The sequence below is a fragment of the Streptomyces griseoluteus genome (assembly GCF_004784465.1).
Classification (GTDB): Bacteria; Actinomycetota; Actinomycetes; order Streptomycetales; family Streptomycetaceae; genus Streptomyces; species Streptomyces griseoluteus.
Map to the genome: position 1 here is coordinate 523,421 of NZ_SRRU01000004.1, position 22,838 is coordinate 546,258.

21 protein-coding genes are annotated in these 22,838 nt (G+C 72.6%); 11 read left to right on the top strand and 10 right to left on the bottom strand.

Features of this window, described 5'->3' with window-relative positions; translation table 11 throughout:
- Nucleotides 1–29 precede the first annotated feature (29 nt).
- Nucleotides 30–521, bottom strand: coding sequence for an inorganic diphosphatase (locus E5082_RS14365; protein WP_030811306.1), 492 nt, complete (start codon nt 519–521; stop codon nt 30–32).
- Nucleotides 522–645: 124 nt separating this feature from the next.
- On the opposite strand from E5082_RS14365, the gene dacB reads away from it, so the two are divergent.
- The 6 genes from dacB to folE all read left to right on the top strand — a co-directional run bounded on the left by dacB (nt 646) and on the right by folE (nt 8,331).
- Nucleotides 646–2,196, top strand: coding sequence for a D-alanyl-D-alanine carboxypeptidase/D-alanyl-D-alanine endopeptidase (dacB, locus tag E5082_RS14370; protein ID WP_135791700.1), 1,551 nt, complete (start codon nt 646–648; stop codon nt 2,194–2,196).
- 158 nt (nt 2,197–2,354) lie between these two features.
- The gene (locus tag E5082_RS14375) at nt 2,355–3,461 is read left to right on the top strand and encodes a zinc-dependent metalloprotease (protein ID WP_167514060.1); all 1,107 of its coding nucleotides are present in this window, start codon (nt 2,355–2,357) and stop codon (nt 3,459–3,461) included.
- A 168-nt stretch (nt 3,462–3,629) separates the two neighbouring features.
- A complete protein-coding gene (gene tilS, locus E5082_RS14380) occupies nt 3,630–4,733 on the top strand; it encodes a tRNA lysidine(34) synthetase TilS (protein WP_135791614.1) in 1,104 nt (367 codons plus the stop codon).
- Between the two features lie 86 nt (nt 4,734–4,819).
- Nucleotides 4,820–5,380, top strand: coding sequence for a hypoxanthine phosphoribosyltransferase (gene hpt / locus E5082_RS14385; RefSeq protein ID WP_135791615.1), 561 nt, complete (start codon nt 4,820–4,822; stop codon nt 5,378–5,380).
- A 194-nt stretch (nt 5,381–5,574) separates the two neighbouring features.
- Nucleotides 5,575–7,614: an ATP-dependent zinc metalloprotease FtsH gene (gene ftsH, locus E5082_RS14390; RefSeq protein WP_135791701.1), complete on the top strand. Its 2,040-nt coding sequence runs from the start codon at nt 5,575–5,577 to the stop codon at nt 7,612–7,614.
- 111 nt (nt 7,615–7,725) lie between these two features.
- The gene (gene folE / locus E5082_RS14395; protein WP_135791616.1) at nt 7,726–8,331 is read left to right on the top strand and encodes a GTP cyclohydrolase I FolE; all 606 of its coding nucleotides are present in this window, start codon (nt 7,726–7,728) and stop codon (nt 8,329–8,331) included.
- A gap of 46 nt (nt 8,332–8,377) precedes the next feature.
- On the opposite strand, the gene E5082_RS14400 is transcribed toward folE, so the two are convergent.
- The 6 genes from E5082_RS14400 to E5082_RS14425 all read right to left on the bottom strand — a co-directional run bounded on the left by E5082_RS14400 (nt 8,378) and on the right by E5082_RS14425 (nt 13,478).
- Nucleotides 8,378–8,866: a DUF3180 domain-containing protein gene (locus tag E5082_RS14400; protein WP_135791617.1), complete on the bottom strand. Its 489-nt coding sequence runs from the start codon at nt 8,864–8,866 to the stop codon at nt 8,378–8,380.
- A gap of 60 nt (nt 8,867–8,926) precedes the next feature.
- A complete protein-coding gene (gene folK, locus E5082_RS14405) occupies nt 8,927–9,538 on the bottom strand; it encodes a 2-amino-4-hydroxy-6-hydroxymethyldihydropteridine diphosphokinase (protein ID WP_135791618.1) in 612 nt (203 codons plus the stop codon).
- Nucleotides 9,535–9,894, bottom strand: coding sequence for a dihydroneopterin aldolase (folB, locus tag E5082_RS14410; protein WP_135791619.1), 360 nt, complete (start codon nt 9,892–9,894; stop codon nt 9,535–9,537). The genes folK and folB overlap by 4 nt, the downstream gene beginning before the upstream one ends.
- A gap of 234 nt (nt 9,895–10,128) precedes the next feature.
- Nucleotides 10,129–10,668: a nuclear transport factor 2 family protein gene (locus tag E5082_RS14415; protein ID WP_135791620.1), complete on the bottom strand. Its 540-nt coding sequence runs from the start codon at nt 10,666–10,668 to the stop codon at nt 10,129–10,131.
- Nucleotides 10,665–11,525, bottom strand: coding sequence for a dihydropteroate synthase (folP, locus tag E5082_RS14420; protein ID WP_135791621.1), 861 nt, complete (start codon nt 11,523–11,525; stop codon nt 10,665–10,667). The genes E5082_RS14415 and folP overlap by 4 nt, the downstream gene beginning before the upstream one ends.
- 138 nt (nt 11,526–11,663) lie before the next feature.
- Nucleotides 11,664–13,478 carry a phosphatidylglycerol lysyltransferase domain-containing protein gene (locus tag E5082_RS14425; protein WP_135791622.1) on the bottom strand — a complete coding sequence of 605 codons (1,815 nt, stop codon included), beginning with the start codon at nt 13,476–13,478 and terminating at the stop codon, nt 11,664–11,666.
- Nucleotides 13,479–13,699: 221 nt separating this feature from the next.
- Between E5082_RS14425 and E5082_RS14430 the strand changes: the two genes are divergently transcribed.
- From E5082_RS14430 to E5082_RS14440, 3 genes are all read left to right on the top strand, one after another.
- Nucleotides 13,700–14,830, top strand: coding sequence for an alpha/beta hydrolase (locus tag E5082_RS14430; protein WP_135791623.1), 1,131 nt, complete (start codon nt 13,700–13,702; stop codon nt 14,828–14,830).
- 95 nt (nt 14,831–14,925) lie between these two features.
- Nucleotides 14,926–16,110, top strand: coding sequence for a hypothetical protein (locus E5082_RS14435; RefSeq protein ID WP_135791624.1), 1,185 nt, complete (start codon nt 14,926–14,928; stop codon nt 16,108–16,110).
- Nucleotides 16,111–16,161: 51 nt separating this feature from the next.
- Nucleotides 16,162–17,310, top strand: coding sequence for an NADH-quinone oxidoreductase subunit D (locus tag E5082_RS14440; RefSeq protein WP_135791625.1), 1,149 nt, complete (start codon nt 16,162–16,164; stop codon nt 17,308–17,310).
- A gap of 1 nt (nt 17,311) precedes the next feature.
- Here the strand turns inward: E5082_RS14440 and E5082_RS14445 are convergent, their stop codons facing one another.
- Nucleotides 17,312–18,271: an SAM-dependent methyltransferase gene (locus E5082_RS14445; protein ID WP_135791702.1), complete on the bottom strand. Its 960-nt coding sequence runs from the start codon at nt 18,269–18,271 to the stop codon at nt 17,312–17,314.
- 178 nt (nt 18,272–18,449) lie between these two features.
- On the opposite strand from E5082_RS14445, the gene E5082_RS14450 reads away from it, so the two are divergent.
- Together E5082_RS14450 and E5082_RS14455 are read left to right on the top strand one after the other, a co-directional pair.
- The gene (locus tag E5082_RS14450; RefSeq protein WP_135791626.1) at nt 18,450–19,655 is read left to right on the top strand and encodes a sensor histidine kinase; all 1,206 of its coding nucleotides are present in this window, start codon (nt 18,450–18,452) and stop codon (nt 19,653–19,655) included.
- Nucleotides 19,656–19,725: 70 nt separating this feature from the next.
- Entirely contained in the window at nt 19,726–20,397 is a 672-nt protein-coding gene (locus E5082_RS14455; RefSeq protein ID WP_135791627.1) for a response regulator, read from the top strand.
- A gap of 3 nt (nt 20,398–20,400) precedes the next feature.
- Here the strand turns inward: E5082_RS14455 and E5082_RS14460 are convergent, their stop codons facing one another.
- Nucleotides 20,401–21,504 (bottom strand): DUF5937 family protein, encoded by a 1,104-nt coding sequence (locus E5082_RS14460; RefSeq protein WP_135791628.1) that lies wholly within the window; start codon nt 21,502–21,504, stop codon nt 20,401–20,403.
- An 83-nt stretch (nt 21,505–21,587) separates the two neighbouring features.
- Nucleotides 21,588–22,739, bottom strand: coding sequence for a threonine aldolase family protein (locus tag E5082_RS14465; RefSeq protein ID WP_308437525.1), 1,152 nt, complete (start codon nt 22,737–22,739; stop codon nt 21,588–21,590).
- Nucleotides 22,740–22,838: the final 99 nt, after the last annotated feature.

Below are 22,838 nucleotides of genomic sequence, written 5' to 3' on the forward strand. Positions count from 1 at the left end.
GCGCGACCCGCTCATCGCGGAACGGCAGGTCAGTGACCGCCCTGCTCCTCCAGGCGCTTGTACGAGCGCTCGATCTCCGCCTCGGCCTCCTGACGGCCCACCCAGTTGGCGCCCTCGACCGACTTGCCCGGCTCCAGGTCCTTGTAGACCTCGAAGAAGTGCTGGATCTCCAGGCGGTCGAACTCCGACACGTGGTGGATGTCGCGCAGGTGCTCCACGCGCGGGTCCGTCGACGGGACGCACAGCAGCTTGTCGTCGCCGCCGGCCTCGTCGGTCATGCGGAACATGCCGATCGCGCGGCAGCGGATCAGGCAGCCCGGGAACGTGGGCTCGTCGAGGATGACGAGCGCGTCCAGCGGGTCGCCGTCCTCGCCGAGCGTGTTCTCGACGAATCCGTAGTCGGTCGGGTAGGCGGTCGAGGTGAAGAGGCGACGGTCCAGGCGGATCCGACCGGTCTCGTGGTCCACCTCGTACTTGTTCCGCGAACCCTTCGGGATCTCGATCGTGACGTCGAACTCCACCGGTGGCTCCTCCATGATCAGCGCATAGTTCTGGTGATTAAGTGTCCCTCACGCAGGAGTGTGATCGCGAAAGGGGCTGGTGGTCGTGCCGGAGCTGGGACCTTTGCGGTCCGTGAGACCGCGTGTGAAGCGGCTCGCGGACGCCCTACGACCGAGTCTGGCGCACACCGCGTCCGTCGTGAAACCACGTCTCGCCCGGTTGACGTCCACCCTGCGTCCCGGACCCGGCCGGTCCGGTCCCAGGCCCTCCCGGACCTGGTACTTCACCGCCTCGGCGGCCACCGCCGGACTGGCCCTGGCCGCCGGCGCAGTGGCCGTGGCCGGCCCCTTCGACGGCGCGGGTCAGCGTACGGCCGAGCGGGACCGCGCGGTCGCACTCACGCTCGCACGTGGCGCAGATCACGACGGCGGCGGCACCGGGGGAGGCGGCACCGCGTCCGTACCGAGCGCCCCGCCCGTGCTGCGCGCGCTCGGCGGCGCCGCGGAGCCCGCGAAGTCCGGCAAGCTGCCCCCGAGGGGCATCGCGGGCGTCCTGGCCCCCTTGCTGACCGACCCCGCCCTCGGCCAGGGCCAGGCCGCGGCCGTCGTGGACGTGACCACCGGGAGCCGCCTCTACGGGACCCACTCCGACCAGGCGTTCACCCCCGCCTCCACCACCAAGATCGCCACCGCGGTGGCGGCGCTGTCCGCGCTCGGCCCCGACCACCGGCTGACCACCCGGACCGCGCTCGACCCCGACACCCGCGAACTGGTCCTGGTCGGCGGCGGCGACCCCACCCTCACGGCGCACAAGGCGAGCGGCGGCTGGGCGAGCCTGCGCACCCTCGCCGCCGGCACCGCCGCCGCGCTGAAGAAGCGGGGCGTCGAGAAAGTCACGCTGTCCTACGACACGACGCTCTACTCCGGTCCCTCGCAGCACCCCATCGGCGTCAACGACAACCTCGCCGAGGTCACCGCCCTCATCGCGGACGAGGGCCGCACGGACAACTCCACCAGCGGGCCGGTGACCCGCGTGGCCGACCCGGCCGCCGAGGCCGCCCGCACCTTCGCGGGGTTGCTGAAGGGGGCGGGCATCAAGGCGACCCCGCCCGGCCCCTCCAAGGCCACCTCACGCGCGACGACCCTCGCTTCCGTCTCCTCGCCCCCGCTGTCCGACGTGGTCGAGCGGATGCTGACCAACAGCGACAACGACATCGCCGAGGCGCTGGCCCGGCAGACCGCCCTCGCCTCCGGGCAGCCCGGCAGCTTCGCGGGCGGCGCCAAGGCCGTCGCCGCCCGGCTGACCAAGCTCGGGCTGCCGATGCGCGGCGCCTCCTTCCACGACGGCAGCGGGCTCGACCGGGACGACCGGCTCACCGCCGACCTCCTGACCTCGCTGCTCGCCGCCGCCGCCGACCCCGCCCGGCCCGGCCTGCGACCCGTCCTCACCGGCCTGCCCGTCGGCGGGTTCACCGGCACCCTCGCCGAGCGCTACGCCGGCGGCGGCGCGGCCGGCCTCATCCGCGCCAAGACCGGCACCCTGACCGGCGTCAACTCCCTCGCCGGCACGGTCGTCACCAAGGACGGCCGCCTCCTCACCTTCGCCTTCCTCACCTCGGGCACCACCGACCCCCAGTCCGCCCAGTCCGCCCTGGACCACACGGCGACCAGCCTGGCCAACTGCGGCTGCGGCTAGCCTCCGGCGGTCCGCCGGGGGTCCGGCCGGGCGGGGGTCCGGGCAGCCGACCGGGCCGGACGGGGCCCCGGCCCGGCCCGGTTCGCGGACTGCCCCGAGGGCGGGGGCTCACGTACGGTTGACGCATGACGAGCTTCGGTGGCACCGCTTCTCAGGGGATGGTCGACTGGAACCTCGCGGTGGCGACCGCGACGCGGCTCGTGCGGCCGGGGCCGGAGATCACCAGGGACGAGGCCAGGGCGGTGGTGGCCGAACTGCGTCGGCACGCCAAGGTCTCCGAGGAACACGTCCGCGCCTTCACCCGCATGGGGACCGAGGACGTCCACGACACCCCCGTACTGGTCGTCGACCGGCCCGGCTGGGTACGGGCCAACGTCGCCGGGTTCCGGGAGCTGCTGAGGCCGCTGCTCGAGAAGATGCACGAGCGGCGCGGCTCCGGCGCGGGCAACGCCGTCCTCGGTGCCGTCGGCGGCAAGGTGACCGGCGTGGAACTCGGCATGCTGCTGTCGTTCCTGTCCTCCCGTGTCCTCGGCCAGTACGAGACCTTCGCCCCCGCCGCCCCCGACCTGCCCGCCGGTACCGCGCCCGGCGGAGGCGGCCGGCTGCTGCTCGTCGCGCCGAACATCGTCCACGTGGAGCGTGAACTCGACGTGGACCCCCACGACTTCCGGCTCTGGGTGTGCCTGCACGAGGAGACCCACCGCACCCAGTTCACCGCCGTGCCCTGGCTCCGCGACCACCTGGAGGGCGAGATCCAGGCGTTCCTCGCGGAGACCGACGTCGACCCGATGACGTTCCTCGAACGCGTCCGGGACGCCGCCCAGTCGCTCGCCGGGGGCCGCCCCGAGGGCGAGCAGGAGGACAGCGGACGCTCGCTGGTGGAACTGGTCCAGAGCCCGGCCCAGCGGGAGATCCTCGGCCGCCTCACCGCCGTCATGTCCCTGCTGGAGGGGCACGCCGACTTCGTCATGGACGGCGTCGGCCCCGACGTCGTGCCGAGCGTCGCCGAGATCCGCGAGAAGTTCCAGCAGCGCCGGGCCAAGGGCGCCTCCCGCCTCGACCTCGCGCTGCGCAAGCTCCTCGGGCTCGACGCCAAGCTGCGCCAGTACCGCGACGGCGAGCGCTTCGTCCGCGCGGTCGTGGACGAGGTCGGCATGGACGGCTTCAACCGGGTGTGGACCTCGCCCAACACGCTGCCCACCAAGGCCGAGATCTCCGACCCGGCCGGCTGGGTCGCGCGTGTGCACCGCACGACTGAACCCTGAGAGCGGGCGGACGGCAGGGAAACGCCCCTCCAATCACCCGTCCGAGGGACCGTCAGCCATGCGTAGGCGTGCAATGCTCGGGGAAGGGCCCGCTTCTGTCACCATCGACGCACTCTGAGTGACCGGACTTCGGGCTCGTCCCCCGAAACTTCATGAAGGGAACCGGACATGGGTCCCCATCCCGCGGTCGCGGCGATACGCCTGGCGGTCCGCCGCGTCCTCCACGACATCGCCACCGGCCAGGCCGCCGAGCACGGCAGCACCGCCCACGGCGGCAGCGGCCAAGGTGCCGTCGCGGTCGCCCACCGAACCGGCGGGCCGAGTACCGCGCAGCGCCACCGGGGCCCCGCCCCCGCCACCGCGCCGCTCGTCCTCGTCGCCTGCTCCGGCGGCGCCGACTCCATGGCGCTCGCCTCCGCCCTCGCCTTCGAGGCCCCCCGCCTCGGCCTGCGCGCAGGCGGCGTCACCGTCGACCACGGCCTCCAGCCCGGCTCCGCCCTGCGCGCCGAGGAGGTCGCCCTCAGGCTGCGCGAACTCGGCCTGGAGCCCGTCGAGTCCGTCACCGTCACCGTGGGCCGCGACGGCGGCCCCGAGGCGGCCGCGCGGGACGCCCGGTACGCCGCCCTGGACGCCACCGCCGAACGCCACGGCGCCGCCGCCGTCCTGCTCGGCCACACCAGGGACGACCAGGCCGAGACCGTCCTGCTCGGCCTCGCCCGCGGCTCCGGCATCCGCTCCCTGTCCGGCATGGCCGCGGTCTCGGGGGCCGACGGCCGTTACCGGCGCCCGTTCCTCCAGCTCGACCGGCAGACCGCCCGCAAGGCGTGCCTGGTCCAGTCGCTGCCCGTCTGGGACGACCCGCACAACACCGACCCGGCCTACACCCGCTCCCGGCTGCGCCACGAGGGCCTGCCCGCGCTGGAGAAGGCGCTCGGCAAGGGCGTCGTGGAGGCGCTCGCCCGCACCGCCCAGCTCTCCCGCGACGACGCCGACGCCCTGGACGCCTGGGCCGGCCAGGCCGAGTCCTCCGTACGGGACGCCGAGGGCGTGCTGGAGTGCGCCAAGCTCTACGCACTGCCGCCCGCCGTGCGCCGCCGGGTACTGCGCCGGGCCGCCATCGATGCGGGCGCTCCGGCCGGTTCGCTCTTCGCCCGGCACATCGAGGAGATGGACCGCCTGATCACCGGCTGGCGCGGCCAGGGAGCCATCAATCTGCCGGGCAAGGTCGTCGCCCAGCGGCAGGGTGGCAGACTGGTGATTCGGCAAGGCTGAAATCCCGACCCCCGGAGCCCGACTCCGACGGGCCGGGCCTGCCGGTGGCCGCCGGCGCGGCCGTAAATGCGGGACGACCGAAAGTGATGCGGGTGGACGCGAAAGACATGGGTGCCGACCTCCAGCGGGTGCTCATCACCAAGGAACAGATCGACGCGAAGCTGGCCGACCTGGCCGCGAAGATCGACGCGGAGTACGCGGGCAAGGACCTGCTGATCGTCGGTGTCCTCAAGGGCGCCGTCATGGTCATGGCGGACCTGGCGCGTGCGCTGTCCACCCCCGTCACCATGGACTGGATGGCCGTGTCCTCCTATGGCGCGGGCACCCAGTCCTCCGGTGTCGTCCGCATCCTCAAGGACCTCGACACCGACATCAAGGGCCGGCACGTCCTGATCGTCGAGGACATCATCGACTCCGGGCTGACCCTGTCCTGGCTGATCAACAACCTCGGCTCGCGCGAGCCCGCCTCCCTGAAGGTGTGCACGCTGCTGCGCAAGCCGGACGCCGCCAAGGTCTCCATCGACGTGGAGTGGGTCGGCTTCGACATCCCGAACGAGTTCGTGGTCGGCTACGGCCTGGACTACGCCGAGAAGTACCGGAACCTCCCGTTCGTCGGTACGCTCGCGCCCCACGTCTACGGCGGCTGACCCCAGTGGCGCACACCGCCGGGGAAGATCGGGAACCCCGGCGGGCTCCGTGACGTTGGAGCATTGGAAGACGGGCCCTGGTCCGTCCGGGCCGCCGAGCGCGGCTGCGGACGACGAGGCTGGGGTACCGTCAGAAGAACTGTCTTATCAAACTCACTATGGCAGGAGGGACGGGGCGTCACCGCTCCGTGTGGATGGACGTGAAGCGATACTTCCGTGGGCCGGTCATGTGGATCGTGCTGGCCGTCCTTGCCGTGGTCGTGTTGATGCAGGTCGTCGGCAATTCCGGCGGCTACAAGACGGTGGACACCGGCCAGGTCGTTGCGGCGATCAACGACAACAAGATCAAGTCGGCCAAGCTGACCACCGGTGACGAGCAGACCATCAAGGTCACGCTCAAGGACGGCGTCAAGGTCAAGGACAGCTCGAAGATCCAGGCGAGCTACATCGGCGACCAGGGCGTGGCACTGGCGCAGACGCTGCAGAACAAGTACCAGGACAAGCAGATCACCGAGGGATACACCGTCTCTCCCTCGAAGCAGAGCCCGTTCGTCGGCGTGCTGCTCACCCTGCTGCCCTTCGTCCTGATCGTGGTCGTGTTCCTGTTCCTGATGAACCAGATGCAGGGCGGCGGTTCGCGGGTCATGAACTTCGGCAAGTCCAAGGCGAAGCTCATCACCAAGGACACGCCGAAGACCACCTTCTCCGACGTCGCCGGCTGTGACGAGGCCGTCGAGGAGCTCCACGAGATCAAGGAGTTCCTCCAGGAGCCGGCCAAGTTCCAGGCCGTCGGCGCCAAGATCCCCAAGGGCGTGCTGCTGTACGGCCGCCCGGGTACCGGCAAGACCCTGCTGGCGCGCGCCGTCGCGGGCGAGGCCGGGGTGCCGTTCTACTCGATCTCCGGTTCCGACTTCGTCGAGATGTTCGTCGGTGTCGGTGCCTCCCGTGTGCGCGACCTGTTCGAGCAGGCCAAGGCGAACGCCCCGGCGATCGTCTTCGTCGACGAGATCGACGCGGTCGGCCGGCACCGTGGTGCCGGGCTCGGCGGCGGTCACGACGAGCGCGAGCAGACCCTGAACCAGCTCCTGGTCGAGATGGACGGCTTCGACGTGAAGGGCGGCGTCATCCTGATCGCCGCCACGAACCGGCCCGACATCCTGGACCCGGCCCTGCTGCGTCCCGGTCGTTTCGACCGGCAGATCGCGGTGGACCCGCCGGACCTCCAGGGCCGCCTGGAGATCCTCAAGGTCCACCAGAAGGGCAAGCCGGTCGCGCCCGACGTCGACCTGGCCGCCGTCGCCCGCCGGACCCCCGGCATGACCGGCGCCGACCTGGCCAACGTGCTCAACGAGGCCGCGCTGCTCACCGCGCGCAGCGACCAGAAGCTGATCGACAACAAGGCGCTGGACGAGGCGATCGACCGTGTGGTCGCGGGCCCGCAGAAGCGGACCCGGATCATGTCGGACAAGGAGAAGAAGATCACCGCGTACCACGAGGGCGGACACGCCCTGGTCGCGGCGGCCTCGCCGAACTCCGACCCCGTCCACAAGATCACCATCCTGTCCCGCGGCCGTGCCCTGGGCTACACGATGGTGCTCCCGGACGAGGACAAGTACTCGACCACGCGCAACGAGATGCTCGACCAGCTCGCCTACATGCTGGGCGGACGGGCGGCGGAGGAACTGGTCTTCCACGACCCGACCACCGGCGCCGCGAACGACATCGAGAAGGCCACCAACGTGGCCCGCGCGATGGTCACCCAGTACGGCATGACCGAGCGGCTCGGCGCCATCAAGTTCGGCGGCGACAACTCCGAGCCCTTCCTCGGCCGTGAGATGTCGCACCAGCGCGACTACTCGGAAGAGGTCGCCGGGCTGGTCGACGAAGAGGTCAAGAAGCTCATCGAGACCGCGCACAACGAGGCGTGGGAGATCCTGGTCGAGAACCGGGACGTGCTCGACAACCTGGTCCTGGCGCTCCTGGAGAAGGAGACCCTGGGCAAGGAGGAGATCGCCGAGATCTTCGCGTCGATCCACAAGCGCCCGCCGCGTCCGGCCTGGACCGGCTCCTCGCGGCGTACGCCGTCCACCCGCCCGCCGGTGCTCTCCCCCCGGGAGCTGGCACTGACCAACGGTGCGAACGGCTCGACGCCCGCGATCAGCACGGTCAAGTCCACGACGACCGAGCACGGTCCGGTCCCGGAGCCGTCCCCCGAGGACCGCCCCGAGAGCTGACGCTCCCTCCGGCCACTGGCCGGAATGTATGCCGCGCCCCCCGGGTTCTAGCCTGGGGGGCGCGGCATTTCACCATGCCCGCGCGCTGGACGCACAGGAACGAGGCACCACATGACCGACGCCGTGACGCTGGCCGGAGACGGCACCATCGGTGAGTTCGACGAGAAACGCGCCGAGAACGCCGTCCGCGAGCTCCTGATTGCCGTCGGCGAGGACCCCGACCGCGAGGGGCTCCGGGAAACCCCGGCACGGGTGGCACGGGCGTACCGGGAGCTGCTGGCGGGGCTTCGGCAGAAGCCCGAGGAGGTGCTGACGACCACGTTCGACCTGGGGCACGACGAGATGGTCCTGGTGAAGGACATCGAGATCGTCTCCCTCTGCGAGCACCATCTGCTGCCCTTCCACGGGGTGGCCCACGTCGGCTACATTCCGGCCGAGTCGGGCAAGATCACCGGTTTGTCCAAGCTGGCGCGCCTGGTCGAGGTGTTCGCCAGGAGGCCGCAGGTGCAGGAGCGGCTCACCACCCAGATCGCGGACTCCCTGATGGGCATTCTCGAAGCCCGTGGCGCGATCGTCGTCATCGAGGCCGAGCACATGTGCATGTCGGTACGCGGCATTCGCAAGCCCGGCGCGAAGACCACCACCTCGGCGGTGCGCGGCCAGCTCCGGGACTCCACCACCCGCGCCGAGGCGATGAGCCTGATACTGGCGCGCTGAACCGCGCGCCTGTTCACCCCACCCGATCCGGCGGACCGGCGGCCCCTCAGGCCGCCGGTTCTGTGCCGGTGGGTGGGGTGTCGTCGTCCTCGGGGAGGCGGCAGACGCGTTCGAGGAGGAGGGCGGCCGCTATGACCGCGAAGCCGGCGAGGACGGAGAAGCCGGCGTAGATGGCCTGGTCGCGGCGGGCGGGGATGTCGAGGAGTTCCAGCAGGAGGACGCCGGTGCCCCCGTAGACGCCGCTGACCAGGGCGGCGACCAGCGCGCTGGCGTGGGCGAAGACGACCGCGCGGGCGGCCATCATGGGGTCGACGCCCTTGGCGTCGGGACGGCGCTCGCGCTGGGCCTTGAGGCGGGCGCGCAGGGAGAGCGCCGTGGCGAACAGGATCACGGCGATCAGCGCGAGCACGATGGGCGCGGCCACCGGTACGCCGGGCAGGGTGCCGAGCGAGTTCCAGAGGCGCGCGCCGGCCCAGGACAGGACTCCGGCGACGACGAACACGCCTGCCAGCACCCTGATGCGAAGCTGTTTCACGGTGTCCCTTCAGGTCCCCCCGGACCGTGCCGGGCCCGTGGTCGTTGTCGACCTTAACGACTACTCGGGCAGTCGGAGTTCCAGATCCGCGCGGGGCGCGACTCCCTCGCGGGTGACGGCGGACAGCAGACCGGCGACCGAGCCCTGGCCGGGCAGCTCGGCGGCGGGGTCCACGTCGTGCCAGGGGGCGAGGACGAAGGCCCGCTCGTGGGCGCGCGGGTGGGGGAGGGTGAGCCGGGGGTCGGCGGAGGTGACGTCGGCGTAGGACACGATGTCGACGTCCAGGGTGCGCGGGCCCCACTGCTCGTCGCGGACCCGGTGGAACGCCTCCTCGACCGCCTGCGCCCGCTCCAGCAGCGAGGACGGCGGCAGGGTGGTCTTCAGGACCACGACCGCGTTCAGGTACGAGGGCTGGCTGCCGGGCTCGACGCCCCACGGCTCGGTCTCGTACACCGGGGATACGGCCTTGACGCGGACGCCAGGGGTGTCCTCCAGGGCGTCCACGGCGCCCTGGAGGGTCTCCAGGCGGTTGCCGAGGTTGGAGCCGAGGGAGAGGACGGCCCGCTGGGGGTTGTGCAGGGTGGAGTCGGCGTCGTCGACCTGCTGGACGACGGACGCGGGCACCGGCTGGACGGTCGGGTCGCTGTGACCCTTGCGGAAGGGGCGGGTCATGCTCGGCTCCGGAGGATGGTGACGGTCACGTCGTCGAAGGGGACGGTGATCGGGGCGTCCGGCTTGTGGACGCAGACCTCGACCTCCTGGACCCCCTCGTGCTTCAGACAGGTCTGCGCGATCCGCTCGGCGAGGGTCTCGATCAGGTTGACCGGCTCGCCCTCGACCACGGCGACGGCCTCCTCGGCCACGATGCCGTAGTGCACGGTCTTGGTGAGGTCGTCGTCGGCCGCGGCCGGGCGGGTGTCCAGACCCAGGACGAGGTCCACGATGAAGGTCTGGCCCTCCTCGCGTTCCCTGGGGAACACCCCGTGGTGCCCACGGGCCTTCAGGCCCCGCAGCGCGACACGATCCACGCGAATCACTCCTGCAATCGTCGGGAACGGCCGGTCGCTGCCGCACTCGGGCGGCATCCCGGCCCTGAACGAATCTACCTGCGCGCACGGACAAGGCCGGGCCACGGGGGCGTGGCCCGGTGCCGGTACCGGAAGGGTTCACCGGGCGTTTGCCCAGGTGTCCGCCCAAGGGGGACCGGCCGTGCCGTCGGTGGTAGCCGCATTTACCCCGGCGAACGTGATTCCAACCACGGCTCAGGCCAGCGTGCCGTCGTCCGGTCCGACGCCCTGGTCGCCGTCCTCCTCGTCCTCCTCGTCGTCCTCGGACGTGGCGAGGACCGGGGAGGCGTGGTGGGACCACAGCTTCCAGCCCTCGGGGGTGCGCCGGAACACATTGGTGGCGACGACGAGCTGCCCGACCAGCGGCCCCAGCTCCTCGCCCTCCTCCGGCGCCGGCCCGCCGCTGAGGATGTTCTCGGTGCAGCTCACGATCGCGGTGTTCCCGGTGACGGAGACATGCACGTCGGTGAGGAAGAACTGGATGTAGTCGGTGTTCGCCATGATCAGCGCGTACGACCTGAGCACCTCGCCGCGCCCGGTGAGCACCGGCCAGCCGGGGTGGACGCAGGAGACGACCCCGGTGTCGGCGGGGTCGTGGTACTCCTCGTCGACGCCCAGGTCGGCGGGGGCCAGCCAGAGTCCGGCCACCTCCTCGAAGTCGCCGCGCTCCATCGCCTCGTAGAACGAGGTGTTGGCGGCGGACACCTCTTCGACGTCCACGTCCGCGGCGCTCACCGGGCGCCCTCCACCGCGCGGGCCACGCGGACCGCGTCGGCCGTGGCGCGCACCTCGTGGACGCGGACGGCCCAGGCGCCGGCGTGGGCGGCGAGGGCGGAGACGGCGGCGGTGGCGGCGTCGCGTTCGCGGGCCGGCGGGGTGGGGCCCTCGGGTCCTGCCAGGACGTGGCCGAGGAAGCGTTTGCGGGAGGCGGCGACCAGGAGGGGGTGGCCCAGCGCGCGGAGCCGGTCCAGGTGGGCGAGGAGGGCGAGGTCGTGCTCGGCCTCCTTGGAGAAGCCGAGGCCGGGGTCGATGACGACGCGCTCCGGGGCGACGCCCGCCGCGAGGACGGCCTCCACGCGGGCGTGCAGCTCGTCGCAGACCTCGGTGACGACGTCCTCGTAGACGCCCCGGACGTTGGCGCCCTCCAGGAGGCCGCGCCAGTGCATGACCACGAAGGGGGCGCCGGTCCGTGCGACCACGGGCAGCATCGCGGGGTCGGCGAGGCCGCCGCTGACGTCGTTGACGAGGACGGCGCCCGCCGCGAGCGCCTGCTCGGCGACGGCCGCGCGCATGGTGTCCACGGAGACCTTCACGCCCTCGGCGGCCAGCCCGCGCACGACGGGGACCACGCGGCGCAGCTCCTCGGCCTCGTCGACGCGGGTCGCGCCGGGCCGGGTGGACTCGCCGCCGACGTCGACCAGATCGGCGCCCTCGGCCGCGAGGTCGAGCCCGTGCTTGACGGCGGCCGTGGTGTCGAACCAGCGGCCGCCGTCGGAGAAGGAGTCGGGGGTGACGTTGACGACGCCCATGACCGCGCAGCGGTCCCACGTCGGAAGACCCGCCACTTCGCCGCGCCCGCTGAGGTTCTTCATACGTTCAGCGTAGGCCCCGAGGTGCACGGCGAAGGTGCGCGGGCCGGTACGGAACGGCCTCTTCCGGACGGCCTCGGCAAGGTGGTCCGGGGCCTGCGCGGCCCTCCGCGCGAGCTGCGCGGGATTGGTCCGGCCGGGTCAGGCGGCCCGTACGCCGTGCTCGTGGGAGCGGTGCGCGCAGGGCCGCGCGGCGGCGTTCCGGCGGCGCCGCAGGAAGCGGGGCAGCGGCAGCGCGAGGTCCACGAAGCCCTCGGCCTGCATCGCGGCGAAGCCGATGCGGGGCAGGTCGGCCGAGGCCCGGTAGACCACGAAACGGGGCTCCCAGCGGGGCTGGAACTTGGCGTTGAACTTGTACAGCGACTCGATCTGGAACCAGCGGGAGAGGAACACCAGCAGCCCCCGCCAGGCCCGCAGCACCGGCCCGGCGCCGATCTTCTCGCCGCGCGCGAGGGCGGAGCGGAACATGGCGAAGTTGAGCGAGATCCGGGCGATGCCGAGCTTCGGCGCGGCCTGGAGGGCGGCGACGATGAGCAGCTCGTTCATGCCGGGGTCGGCCAGCCGGTCACGGCGCATCAGGTCCAGCGACACGCCGTCCTGGCCCCACGGCACGAAGTGCAGGATCGCCTTCAGATCGCCGTACGGGCCGGGTGTGTCGTCCTGCTTGTGGGCGGCGGCGATCAGGCAGTCGCCGTCTGCGGGGTCGCCGATGCGGCCGAGGGCCATGGAGAAACCCCGCTCGTTGTCGGTGCCCCGCCAGTCCTCGGCGGCCAGCCGTACGCGCTCCAGCTCGCCGTCGGAGAGGTCACGGACGCGCCGGACGCGGGTCTCGTAGCCGGCCCGCTCGATGCGCTTGACCATCTGGCGCACATTGCGCATCGCGCGTCCGGCGAGGGAGAAATCCGCGACGTCGACCACCGCCTCGTCACCCAGCTCCAGGGCGTCCAGGCCGGTCTCACGGGTCCACACCTCGCCGCCCGTCTCCGAGCAGCCCATGACGGCGGGGGTCCAGGAGTGGGCCTTGGCCTCGTCCATGAAGCGCTCGATGGCGCCGGGCCACGCCTCCACGTCCCCGATGGGGTCGCCGCTGGCCAGCATCACGCCGGAGACGACCCGGTAGGTGACGGCGGCCTTGCCGCTGGGGGAGAAGACGACGGCCTTGTCCCGGCGCAGCGCGAAGTGGCCGAGGGAGTCGCGGCGGCCGTGCCGGTCCAGCAGCTCCCTCAGGCGCGCCTCGTCCTCCTCGGTCAGGCGGGCGGCGGGGTGTTCGGGCCGGAAGGCGAGGTAGCTGGTGGTGACGGCGGTGAGCCAGCCGAGGGCGCCGAGGGAGAAGGCGACCGTCCAGGAGGTGCTGCCCTGGTAGTCGACGGGGCCCTCGAAGCCGAACAGGCCGTAGACGACGTGGGTCAGCCGATCGGCCAGGCTCGGGTCGCCGAGAGTCCGGTCGGGGTGGACGCTGACGATGACCAGTCCGAGGACGAGGGAACCCGCGCTCATGAGGACGAAGTTGGCCAGCGCCCGCCAGCGGCTGCGCGGGTCGGGCAGTGCGCCGAACTCGGTGCGGTGGCGCAGCAGGGGCACCAGGAGCGCGACCGAGATGAGCACGCCGAGCAGCGAGTGCCGGTACACGAACTCGGCGACGGCGCCGGCCGGCAGCAGTACGACGGCGGCCCGCCAGGCGCGCCGCTTGCGGCGTTTGAGCCCGTGCGCGAGCAGGAGCAGCAGCACGCCCGCGCTGAGCGAGAGGGCCGCGGCGAACGGCCCGAAGGAGCCGGGCAGCGCCTCCGCGATCGCGTGCATACGGCTGTGACGGAAGCGCGGGAACACGCCCGCCGCGATGTCGAGCAGGCCGACGAGGGCGCACGCCCGGCCGATCAGGGCGGGGACGGCCTCGGCACGGGGGCCGCGCAGTATGCGCCGCGCCCGGTTCGAACCCCGCGGAACCCCGCCTGACAATTCCCCATCTATCCTGACAGACATCGCATCCCGTAGCTCTGCGAGAGACCTTGAAACCCGGTGCCGATCGGGCATCCGGTGACATTGCGCCCTCTAGGACGGTGTCTTGGGGAGACAGGTTCCTCCCGCTCCGGAAAGTCGGGTCAAAGGTCAAGGAAAGCCTGGGGCAAGTCCGTGCCGCGGCACGGTGTCCGAGGCGGAAAGCGCAGGCAGGAACAGCCATGGGTCTCACGAGCAACTCACTTCTGGTGCTGGCGGTGGCGGTCGCCGTGGTGCTGTTCGGAGCCACGCTGTGGCTGTGGCCGCGCCTGGCCCGGCGGAGCTGGGCGGCCCTCGGCGGCCGGATCGGCCTGCTGCTCGCCACCCAGTTGGCGCTCATCTGCTCCCTCGGGGTGGCCGCCAACCAGAGCTTCGGCTTCTACGCGGGCTGGGACGACCTGCTCGGCCGGGAGACCGAACAGGGCGTCCTGGTCGACCAGTCGGCGACGACCGCCGGCGCGGGCGGCCCGCTCCGGGTGGTGAGCATCAAGTCCCCGCCGGGCGACGCCGGTTCGCGGGCCTCGGCGGTGGGCGAGGTCCAGAAGGTCGACATCGTCGGCCGGGTCTCCCGCATCGCCACCCCGGCCTACGTCTATCTGCCCCCGGAGTACTTCCAGCCCCGGTTCCGCACCCGTACGTTCCCGGTCTCGGTGGTGCTGACCGGCTACCCCGGCACCGCGCAGGCGCTCGTCACCAAGCTCAAGTACCCGGCGGTCGCGCGGGGTCTGGCCAAGGACGGGCGGGCGCAGCCGATGATCCTGGTGATGATGCGGCCCACCGTGGCGCCCCCGCGCGACACCGAGTGCGTGGACATCCCGCAGGGCCCGCAGACCGAGACCTTCTTCGCCAAGGACCTCCCCGAGGCCGTCCTCGCGCACTACCGGGCCGGTGCCCGCCCGGGAAGCTGGGGCATCATCGGCGACTCCACCGGCGGCTACTGCTCCCTCAAGCTCGCCATGCGCCACCCGGACGTCTACGCGGCGGGCGCCGGCCTGTCGGCGTACTACACCGCGCCCCTCGACCCCACCACCGGCGACCTCTTCCACGGCGACCGCAGCCTGCGTGATCACGCCGATCTGCACTGGCTGCTCGCACACGAACCGGCGCCGGACACCTCCCTGCTCGTCACCAGCAGCAAGATCGGCGAACACAACTACCGGGACACGCTCAGGTTCGTGAACGAGGTACGTGCCACCGGCCGGACCAGGATCTCCTCCATCATCCTGGAGAGCGGCGGACACAACTTCAACACCTGGCGGCGCGAGGTTCCGCCCGCCCTCCAGTGGCTCAGCGGGCAGCTCAGCGACCGTTGAGCCGGGGGTGCTGAAACCTCGTGAAGCCCTTGCCGTGGCCGGATTTTTGGGCCTCGGGGGCCCATGAGGCGCCTACGCGCGGTAAGTTTCTGGCCATGCCACGTGGACGCCACCGCCATTCACCGCCTCTGCACCGGCTGTTGCCTCCCTCCGCGATCGCCGGTGTCGCCGTCGTCTGCGCGCTGGCGCCCTGGGTGTTCTCCTCCCTCGGGGTGGTGCGCGCCCTGGCCGGCGTCGCCGCGCTCACGGCGGTCGGCGGCGCGGTCGTGATGCGCCAGTGGGACGCACAGGCGGGCAAGCAGGTCGCCGAGCTGACCCGCGCGCGGGTCAGCGACGAATGGCGGTACGACGAACGGGTCGCCGAACTGGAGACCGACCTGGAGGAGTCGCGCGAGCTGCGCGTCAAACTGGAGCGGCGCCTGCGGGCCAAGCGCGCGGAACTGGCGGGGCTGCGCAACGAACACGCCTCCCTGCTGCGCCGGTACGCCACCGCGGAGACCGAGCGTGCCAGCGCGCTGGAGGGGCGGCGGCTGCTGGAGATCGAGGCGGCGCCGGAGTCCGGCACGCTCGCGCTGCCGGCCGGGCCGAGCGCGGAGGCCGCGGTGGACACCACCGAGGCTCCCCGGGCCGCGGAGGCCGTCTCCGCCAAGGAGCTGTACCTGAAGGCCGCGACCGCGCTGGCGCGGCTGGAGCGGTCGGCGGAGGAGCCCGAGGTCGAGGCCGAGCCCGAGGCCGAGGCGGGGTCCGAGGCCGAGGCGGGGTCCGAGGTGGAAGCCGTCGCCAAAGGAGATCCGGACAGTGCGGGTACCGGGGCCGACGACACCGGCGACCACACCGCCGCCGAGGGGCTGGGACCCGTGGACGCCGAAGGCGAAGTGACCGAGGCGCACACCGCCTCCGGTGAGACGCCGGAGGAGGCGCAGGCGCACACCGCCGAAACGGCCGTGGTGCCCGCCCGGTCCACCGGGCAGCGGCCCGCCGGGCACTTCACCGTGCCGACCGCCGTCGCCGTCGTCCCGGCCGCGCCCTCCCGGCGCCCGCTGGTCGAGGGCGGGTTCGACTTCTTCGGTACGCAGAAGGACACCTCGGCGGCACTGGACGTGCGCAACGAGGACCTGGCCGACGTGGTCGGGCAGGAGGCCCTCGCCCTGCACAAGGCGGACGCCGGGACGGCGTACAAGCCCGCCGGCACCTACGACGTGGGCCAGGTCATCGATCTGACCGCGCACGACGAGACCGAGCACATCGACGTGGAGGGGCTGCGCAGCGCGGCCTCCTGAGCCGCGCCGCCCGTTTCCGCCGCGCAGCGCGCGTAGGGGAGACTGGGACGCATGACTGCCACGGAGACCACGGTCGGGATCGGCGGTGCCGCCGAGAGCACCGACATGGTGCTCAACATCGGGCCCCAGCATCCCTCCACGCACGGCGTGCTCCGGCTGCGGCTGGTGCTGGACGGCGAGCGCGTCGAGCGTGCCGAGCCGGTGATCGGCTATATGCACCGGGGCGCGGAGAAGCTGTTCGAGGCCCGTGACTACCGGCAGATCATCATGCTCGCCAACCGCCACGACTGGCTGTCGGCGTTCTCCAACGAGCTGGGCGTGGTCATCGCCGTCGAGCGGATGCTCGGCATGGAGGTGCCCGAGCGAGCGGTGTGGACCCGGACCCTGCTCGCCGAGCTGAACCGGGTGCTCAACCACCTGATGTTCCTCGGCTCCTATCCGCTGGAGCTGGGCGGGATCACGCCGGTCTTCTACGCGTTCCGCGAGCGCGAGGTGCTCCAGAACGTGATGGAGGAGGTCTCCGGTGGCCGCATGCACTACATGTTCAACCGGGTCGGCGGCCTGAAGGAGGACCTCACCGACGGCTGGACCGGGCGCGCGAGGGACGCGGTGGCCGCCGTCCGCTCCCGCATGGGCGTCTTCGACGACCTGGTCCTCGGCAACGAGATCTTCCGGGGGCGCACGCGGGGCGTGGGCGCGCTCACCCCGGAGGCCGTGCACGCGTACGGCGTGAGCGGGCCCATCGCCCGCGCCTCGGGCGTCGACTTCGACCTGCGCCGCGACGAGCCGTACCTCGCCTACGGGGACCTCCAGGACACCCTGAAGGTCGTCACCCGGACCGAGGGTGACTGCCTGGCCCGCTTCGAGGTCCTGCTGGAGCAGACCCACAACGCGCTCGACCTCGCGGACGCCTGTCTGGACCGGCTCGCGGAACTGCCGCCCGGCCCGGTCAACCAGCGGCTGCCCAAGGTGCTGAAGGCGCCCGAGGGACACACCTACGCCTGGACCGAGAACCCGCTCGGCATCAACGGCTACTACCTGGTCAGCAAGGGCGAGAAGACGCCGTACCGGCTGAAGCTGCGGTCGGCGTCGTACAACAACATCCAGGTGCTGGGCGAGCTGCTGCCGGGGACGCTGGTCTCCGACATGGTGGCGATCCTGGGGTCGCTGTTCTTCGTGGTGGGCGACATCGACAAGTAGGTCACAGGGGCGGTCCGGGCAGCCCGGCCGGCTGGAGGAGCCAGCCGAAGTCGCCGAGGCCGCCCGGTGCGGTGAGTTCGGCGGCGGCTCCGGCGCCCGCGAGGGCGCGTACGTAGGCGGCGGGGTCGGTGGTGGCCAGGGTGAGCGGGGGACGGGCGCCGGTGACGTCCAGCGCGCGCAGGGCCTCGCGCTGGGTGAGCAGGCGGGGGGTGCCGTGGCCGCTCCCGGCCGCCGCGCAGGCGTCCAGGGCGACATGCGCGGTGATGTCGCAGGTCCCGTCGGGCACGGGCGCCGTCTCCCGGCCCGCCCGGAAGCCGGTGAGCGTGCCGTAGGGCGGCCGGGTGCCGAGGGTATGGGCGTAGTCCACGGCCACCGCGAGCCCGCGCTCCACCCGGCCGACGGCTGCCGCCCAGGCCCGGTCCCTCGGCAGCCCGATCTCCGCCCGCTGTCCCTCCTGGGCGCCCAGCGGCCACCAGCGGGCCAGCCACTCCGCCTCCGCGCCCGTCACCGGCTCCCCGAGCCGCTCGGTGCCGTCCGGCGCGACCAGCACCAGCCGGGCCACGCCCGCGCGGTCGGTCTCGGCCACGTCCACGGGCACGTTGTCCAGCCACTCGTTGGCGAACAGCAGCCCGGTGACCGCCTCGGGCACCTCGGCCCGCCACGCGATCCGCCCGTCCAGCCCCGCGGGCCGGTCGGCGACCTCCACGGCGTACGCCCGCGTGCGCGCCGCCACCTCGTCCGGCAGCGCGGCCAGCACCCCCTGGACCAGCTCCCCGCGCCCGGCACCGAGATCGACGAAGTCCAGCACCTCGGGACGTCCCAGGGCCCCGTCCACCCGGCACAGCAGCCGGGCCACGGCGGCGGCGAACAGCGGCGAGGCGTGCACGGAGGTACGGAAGTGACCCGCGGGTCCCTCGGGGCGGCGGTAGAAGCCCCGGGGGCCGTACAGCGCCCCCTCCATGGCGTCCCGCCAGCCCTGCTCCGATGTCTCCCGCACCGGGTCAGCCTAGGCGTACACCCACCGGGTCGGCCTATGCGTACAGATGACCGGGGCATCCACCCTGCGGCGTACGTGTGCCGGGCACGGATCGCCCCTCCGGCTGACCCGTGCGCGCACCGGGTTTCCTTACGCTGATGAGGTGCAGCGCCTCTATGACTTCCTCCGCCGCCACCCCACGGGGGTCGACTGCTTCTGGGCCGTCGTCCTGCTCGGGCTCTCCGGCGTGAGCGTGGTGAACATGGACGGCACCCCGCACCACCACGGCTCCTTCGCCGCAGCCTGGACGATCTCCACCGTGCTGTGCGTGATCCTGGCCCTGCGCCGCCGCCTGCCGGAGCTGATGCTGGTCGCGGTGCTGGCCACCGGGCTGGCGCAGCTCATCCTGGACGTCGAGCCGGTCGTCGCCGACTTCACCATGCTGGTGGTCGTCTACACGGTCGCCGCCAGCGGCGCCCTGTGGGCCTCCCGGCTGGCGCTCGCCACCAGCCTGGTCGCGGCCTCGCTGGCGCAACTGCGCTGGCCGAACGAGCAGGTCAGCGCGCTCGGCCAGATCGCGCTCGCGGTCTTCCAGACGGTGCCGTTCGCGCTGGCCTGGGTGCTCGGCGACTCCATGCGCACCCGCCGCGCCTACTTCGCCCAGCTCGAGGAGCGCGCCGCCCGGCTGGAGAAGGAGCGCGAGGCGCAGGCCAAGGTCGCCGTCGCCGCCGAGCGCGCCCGGATCGCCCGCGAGCTGCACGACGTGGTCGCGCACAACGTCTCGGTCATGGTGGTGCAGGCCGACGGCGCCGCCTACGTCCTGGACGCCGCCCCCGACCAGGCCCGCCAGGCGCTGGAGACGATCTCCTCCACCGGTCGCCAGGCGCTGGCCGAGATGCGCCGGCTGCTGGGCGTGCTGCGCACCGGCGAGCACCAGGAGAGCGGGGAGTACGTCCCGCAGCCCGACGTGGAGCAGATCGACGACCTGGTCGAGCAGTGCCGCGAGGCCGGGCTGCCGGTGGACTTCAAGGTCGAGGGCACCCCGCGTCCGCTGCCCAGCGGGGTGGAGCTGACCGCGTACCGGATCGTGCAGGAGGCGCTCACCAACACCCGCAAGCACGGTGGGCCCGAGGCGGGCGCCAGCGTCCGGCTGGTGTACTTCGACGACGGGCTCGGCCTGCTGGTCGAGGACGACGGCAAGGGCGCGCCGCACGAGCTGTACGAGGAGGGCGGCGCGGACGGCCAGGGACACGGCCTGATCGGCATGCGGGAGCGGGTCGGCATGGTCGGCGGCACCCTGGACGCCGGGCCGCGCCCCGGCGGCGGCTTCCGCATCAGCGCGCTGCTCCCGCTGAAACCTGCGCACTGACACCTGTCACGAACGCGCCCCGCACCCCCGAAGCCCGCACACCCCGAGAAGGACACGGAAGAGGACCCCGATGGCGATCCGCGTGATGCTCGTCGACGATCAGGTGCTGCTGCGCACCGGTTTCCGGATGGTGCTCGCCGCCCAGCCGGACATGGAGGTCGTCGCGGAGGCGGGCGACGGGGTGGAGGCGCTCCAGGTGCTGCGCACCACCCCGGTCGACGTGGTCCTGATGGACGTGCGCATGCCCAAGCTGGACGGGGTGGAGACCACCCGGCGCATCTGCTCCGAGTCCGAGCCCCCGAAGGTGCTCATCCTGACCACGTTCGACCTGGACGAGTACGCGTTCTCCGGGCTGAAGGCGGGCGCCTCCGGCTTCATGCTCAAGGACGTGCCGCCGGGCGAACTGCTCAGCGCCATCCGCTCGGTGCACAGCGGGGACGCGGTCGTGGCTCCCTCCACCACGCGCCGGCTGCTCGACCGGTTCGCCCCGATGCTGCCCTCGGCCGTGCAGGAGCCCCGGCACGCGGAGCTGTCCCGGCTCACCGAGCGCGAGCGCGAGGTCATGGTGCTGGTCGCCCAGGGGCTCTCCAACGGCGAGATCGCCGCCCGGCTGGTCCTCTCCGAGGCCACGGTGAAGACCCATGTGGGCCGCATCCTCACCAAGCTGGGGCTGCGCGACCGGGTCCAGGTGGTCGTCCTCGCCTACGAGACCGGGCTGGTCCGTGCGGGCGGGCAGGCTTAGGGCTCAGCGCAGTACGCCCTCGATGAAGTCGCTGCCCAGCCGGGACACGGCGGCCAGGTCCAACTGGTGCTGGACATATCGGCCCTGGCGGCAGCTGGTGATCAGACCGGCCTTCTTGAGGACGGCCAGGTGGCGGGATATCTCGGGCGCGGACATGCCGTGCGCGTCGGCGAGTTCGCTGGTGCTGTGCGGGCTGCGGGCGAGGTGGCGGCACAGGCGCAGACGCGCGGGGTGGGCGAGGGCCTCCATGCGCAGGGTGAGCTGCTCGACGGTGGGTGCCTTGGGGCGGGTGGCCTTGGCCGGATAGGTGATGACGGGCTGCCAGTCGTACCGGTGCAGCACCATCACGTGCGGCCAGCCGAGGCTGGTCGGCACCAGGACGAGCCCGCCGTCACCGGTGGTGCCCCGGCCCACCAGGAGCTTGTCGATCGTGATGAGACCGGCCTCCTCGTCCAGCGACACCGCGCCGGAGAGCGAGGAGAGGGCCTCGGCGGGGCCCTTGCGGCGCAGCAGCTCGGTCTTGTGCCGGGCGTCGGCGGCGAGGCCGGGCTGCAGCCGGGCCCAGGTGTCGGCGAAGAACGCCTCGTCGCAGTCGAGCACCAACTGGCGGAACCAGGCGCGGACCGTCGGCGGGTTGGCCAGCAGGCGCCGGGCGAACCGCTCCTGGACGGCACCGCGCGCGGCGGCCAGGTCCAGGGCGCGGCGGCGCAGCTCCGGGTCGCCCAGCGGGCCGAGGCTCTGCCGGGAGTACTGAAAGTGGCAGGTGAACTCCAGGGCCGCGTCGACGAACTGTTCGTCCGTCAGCTTGTCCAGCAGGTCGAGTTCCTCGGCGAGCGTGCCGCCGGGCAGCCCGCGCCGGCCGGGGAGTCCGGCGAAGGGGGCGAACACGTCGGAGAACGTGGTGCGCCACAGGAAGTCCGCCTCGCAGAGCCGGTCGGCCAGGCACGGGTCCAGCCGGCTGGACACGGCCGTCACCCAGCCCTGGAGGTCCGGATGGTGACCGGGCTCACTGAGCGCGTGCAGGGCCATTCCCAGCTCGGCCAGCGGTGAGGGCACCACGGAGATCCGCTCCGCCGGGAGCCCCTTGACGTCGATGGTCACGCTCATGTGCCCATGGTGCCCCCCACCACTGACAACGCCCCCCGGATTGACGGCCGCCGTCAATCGACGGGGCGTCAGGGGCCGGTGTCTCAGCCCAGCCGTCCGGCGAAGTCGACCGCCGCGTCCCGTACGTCCCGTGCCGTCCACTCCAGGCCCGCCGCGCGGACCCCGGTCTCCGTGAAGGAGAGGCCGGGTCCGCGGGAGTCCCAGCCGTCGCCGAACAGCAGGGTGCCGGTCTCCTCGGCCTGCCGTACGGCCGCCTCCGCGAGGACCTCGGGGTCGAACGGGAGCCAGACCTGGAAGTCGTGGGTGTGCGGCACCTCGGGATGGACCCGCGCCCAGGGCAGCCCGGCCTCGGCGAACCCCTCACGCAGCGCGGCGGCGACCACACGCGCGTGCCGGACGTACTCCGGAAGCCTCGGCAGTTCCCGGTCCAGGCCGGCGAGGGCGGAGAGCGCGGTGGGGAACTGCTGGAAGACCGTCCCCCCGTACCGGTGCCGCCAGGTGCGCGCCTCCTCGACGAGACTCGCGGGGCCGGCGAGCGCGGCGCCGCCCAGGCCGCCGAGGGACTTGTAGAACGACACGTAGACGCTGTCGGCCAGGGCCGCGATCTCCTCCAGGGGACGGCCGAAGTGCTCCGTGGCCTCCCAGAGGCGGGCGCCGTCGAAGTGCACCACCGCCTCGCGCTCCCGCGCGGCGTCGACCGCCCCGGTCAGCTCCTCCCAGGAGGGCAGCAGGAACCCGGCGTCGCGCAGCGGCAGTTCCAGCATGAGGGCGCCGACGGGCTCGTCCAGGCCGTGCACGTCGGCTGCCGTCACCGGGCGCGGCTCCTGGCTCACGGTGACCGGGCGCAATCCGCTGACCTGGCTGAACGCATGGCGTTCGTGCACCTCGGGGTGGGACAGGGCGTGCAGGGCGACGGCCGGGTTGCCGGTACGCGCGGCCCAGCAGCGCAGGGCGACCTGCTGGGCCATGGTGCCGGTCGGGAAGAACACGGCGGCCTCGGTGCCGAGCAGTTCCGCGACCCGGCGCTCCAGGGCGGACACCACGCCGTCGCCGTAGATGTCGGCGGGTTCGTCCAGGTCGTACACCTCGGGGGCCGCCTCCGTCAGCCCGGTGAGGCGCTCGCGGAGGGTCCCGCGCCAGCCGCCGCGCGACAGCACGCGCGGGGCGGTGCGTATCGCGGTCCGGCGCCGCTCTCGCATCGAAGGCCGCTGCTCGTCCTCGGTCTTGTCGCTCATGCGGGGGATCATGCCGCGCCGGGCCCCGCGGGGGTACCCGGTTTCCGGGCGGGCCGGTGCGGCGGCCCACAGCCTGTGGACGACGGGGGGCCGGTCGCC

Bases quoted from the DNA above. Each gene is read 5' to 3' on its own strand.
- folE (WP_135791616.1), top strand. From the start codon at position 7,726: ATGACCGACGCCGTGACGCTGGCCGGAGACGGCACCATCGGTGAGTTC.
- E5082_RS14455 (WP_135791627.1), top strand. From the start codon at position 19,726: ATGGCGATCCGCGTGATGCTCGTCGACGATCAGGTGCTGCTGCGCACC.
- E5082_RS14445 (WP_135791702.1), bottom strand. From the start codon at position 18,271: ATGGAGGGGGCGCTGTACGGCCCCCGGGGCTTCTACCGCCGCCCCGAG.
- E5082_RS14465 (WP_308437525.1), bottom strand. From the start codon at position 22,739: ATGAGCGACAAGACCGAGGACGAGCAGCGGCCTTCGATGCGAGAGCGG.
- E5082_RS14440 (WP_135791625.1), top strand. From the start codon at position 16,162: ATGACTGCCACGGAGACCACGGTCGGGATCGGCGGTGCCGCCGAGAGC.
- E5082_RS14430 (WP_135791623.1), top strand. From the start codon at position 13,700: ATGGGTCTCACGAGCAACTCACTTCTGGTGCTGGCGGTGGCGGTCGCC.
- E5082_RS14435 (WP_135791624.1), top strand. From the start codon at position 14,926: ATGCCACGTGGACGCCACCGCCATTCACCGCCTCTGCACCGGCTGTTG.
- E5082_RS14375 (WP_167514060.1), top strand. From the start codon at position 2,355: ATGGTCGACTGGAACCTCGCGGTGGCGACCGCGACGCGGCTCGTGCGG.
- E5082_RS14460 (WP_135791628.1), bottom strand. From the start codon at position 21,504: ATGAGCGTGACCATCGACGTCAAGGGGCTCCCGGCGGAGCGGATCTCC.
- folK (WP_135791618.1), bottom strand. From the start codon at position 9,538: ATGACCCGCCCCTTCCGCAAGGGTCACAGCGACCCGACCGTCCAGCCG.
- hpt (WP_135791615.1), top strand. From the start codon at position 4,820: ATGCGGGTGGACGCGAAAGACATGGGTGCCGACCTCCAGCGGGTGCTC.
- ftsH (WP_135791701.1), top strand. From the start codon at position 5,575: ATGGACGTGAAGCGATACTTCCGTGGGCCGGTCATGTGGATCGTGCTG.
- folP (WP_135791621.1), bottom strand. From the start codon at position 11,525: ATGAAGAACCTCAGCGGGCGCGGCGAAGTGGCGGGTCTTCCGACGTGG.
- tilS (WP_135791614.1), top strand. From the start codon at position 3,630: ATGGGTCCCCATCCCGCGGTCGCGGCGATACGCCTGGCGGTCCGCCGC.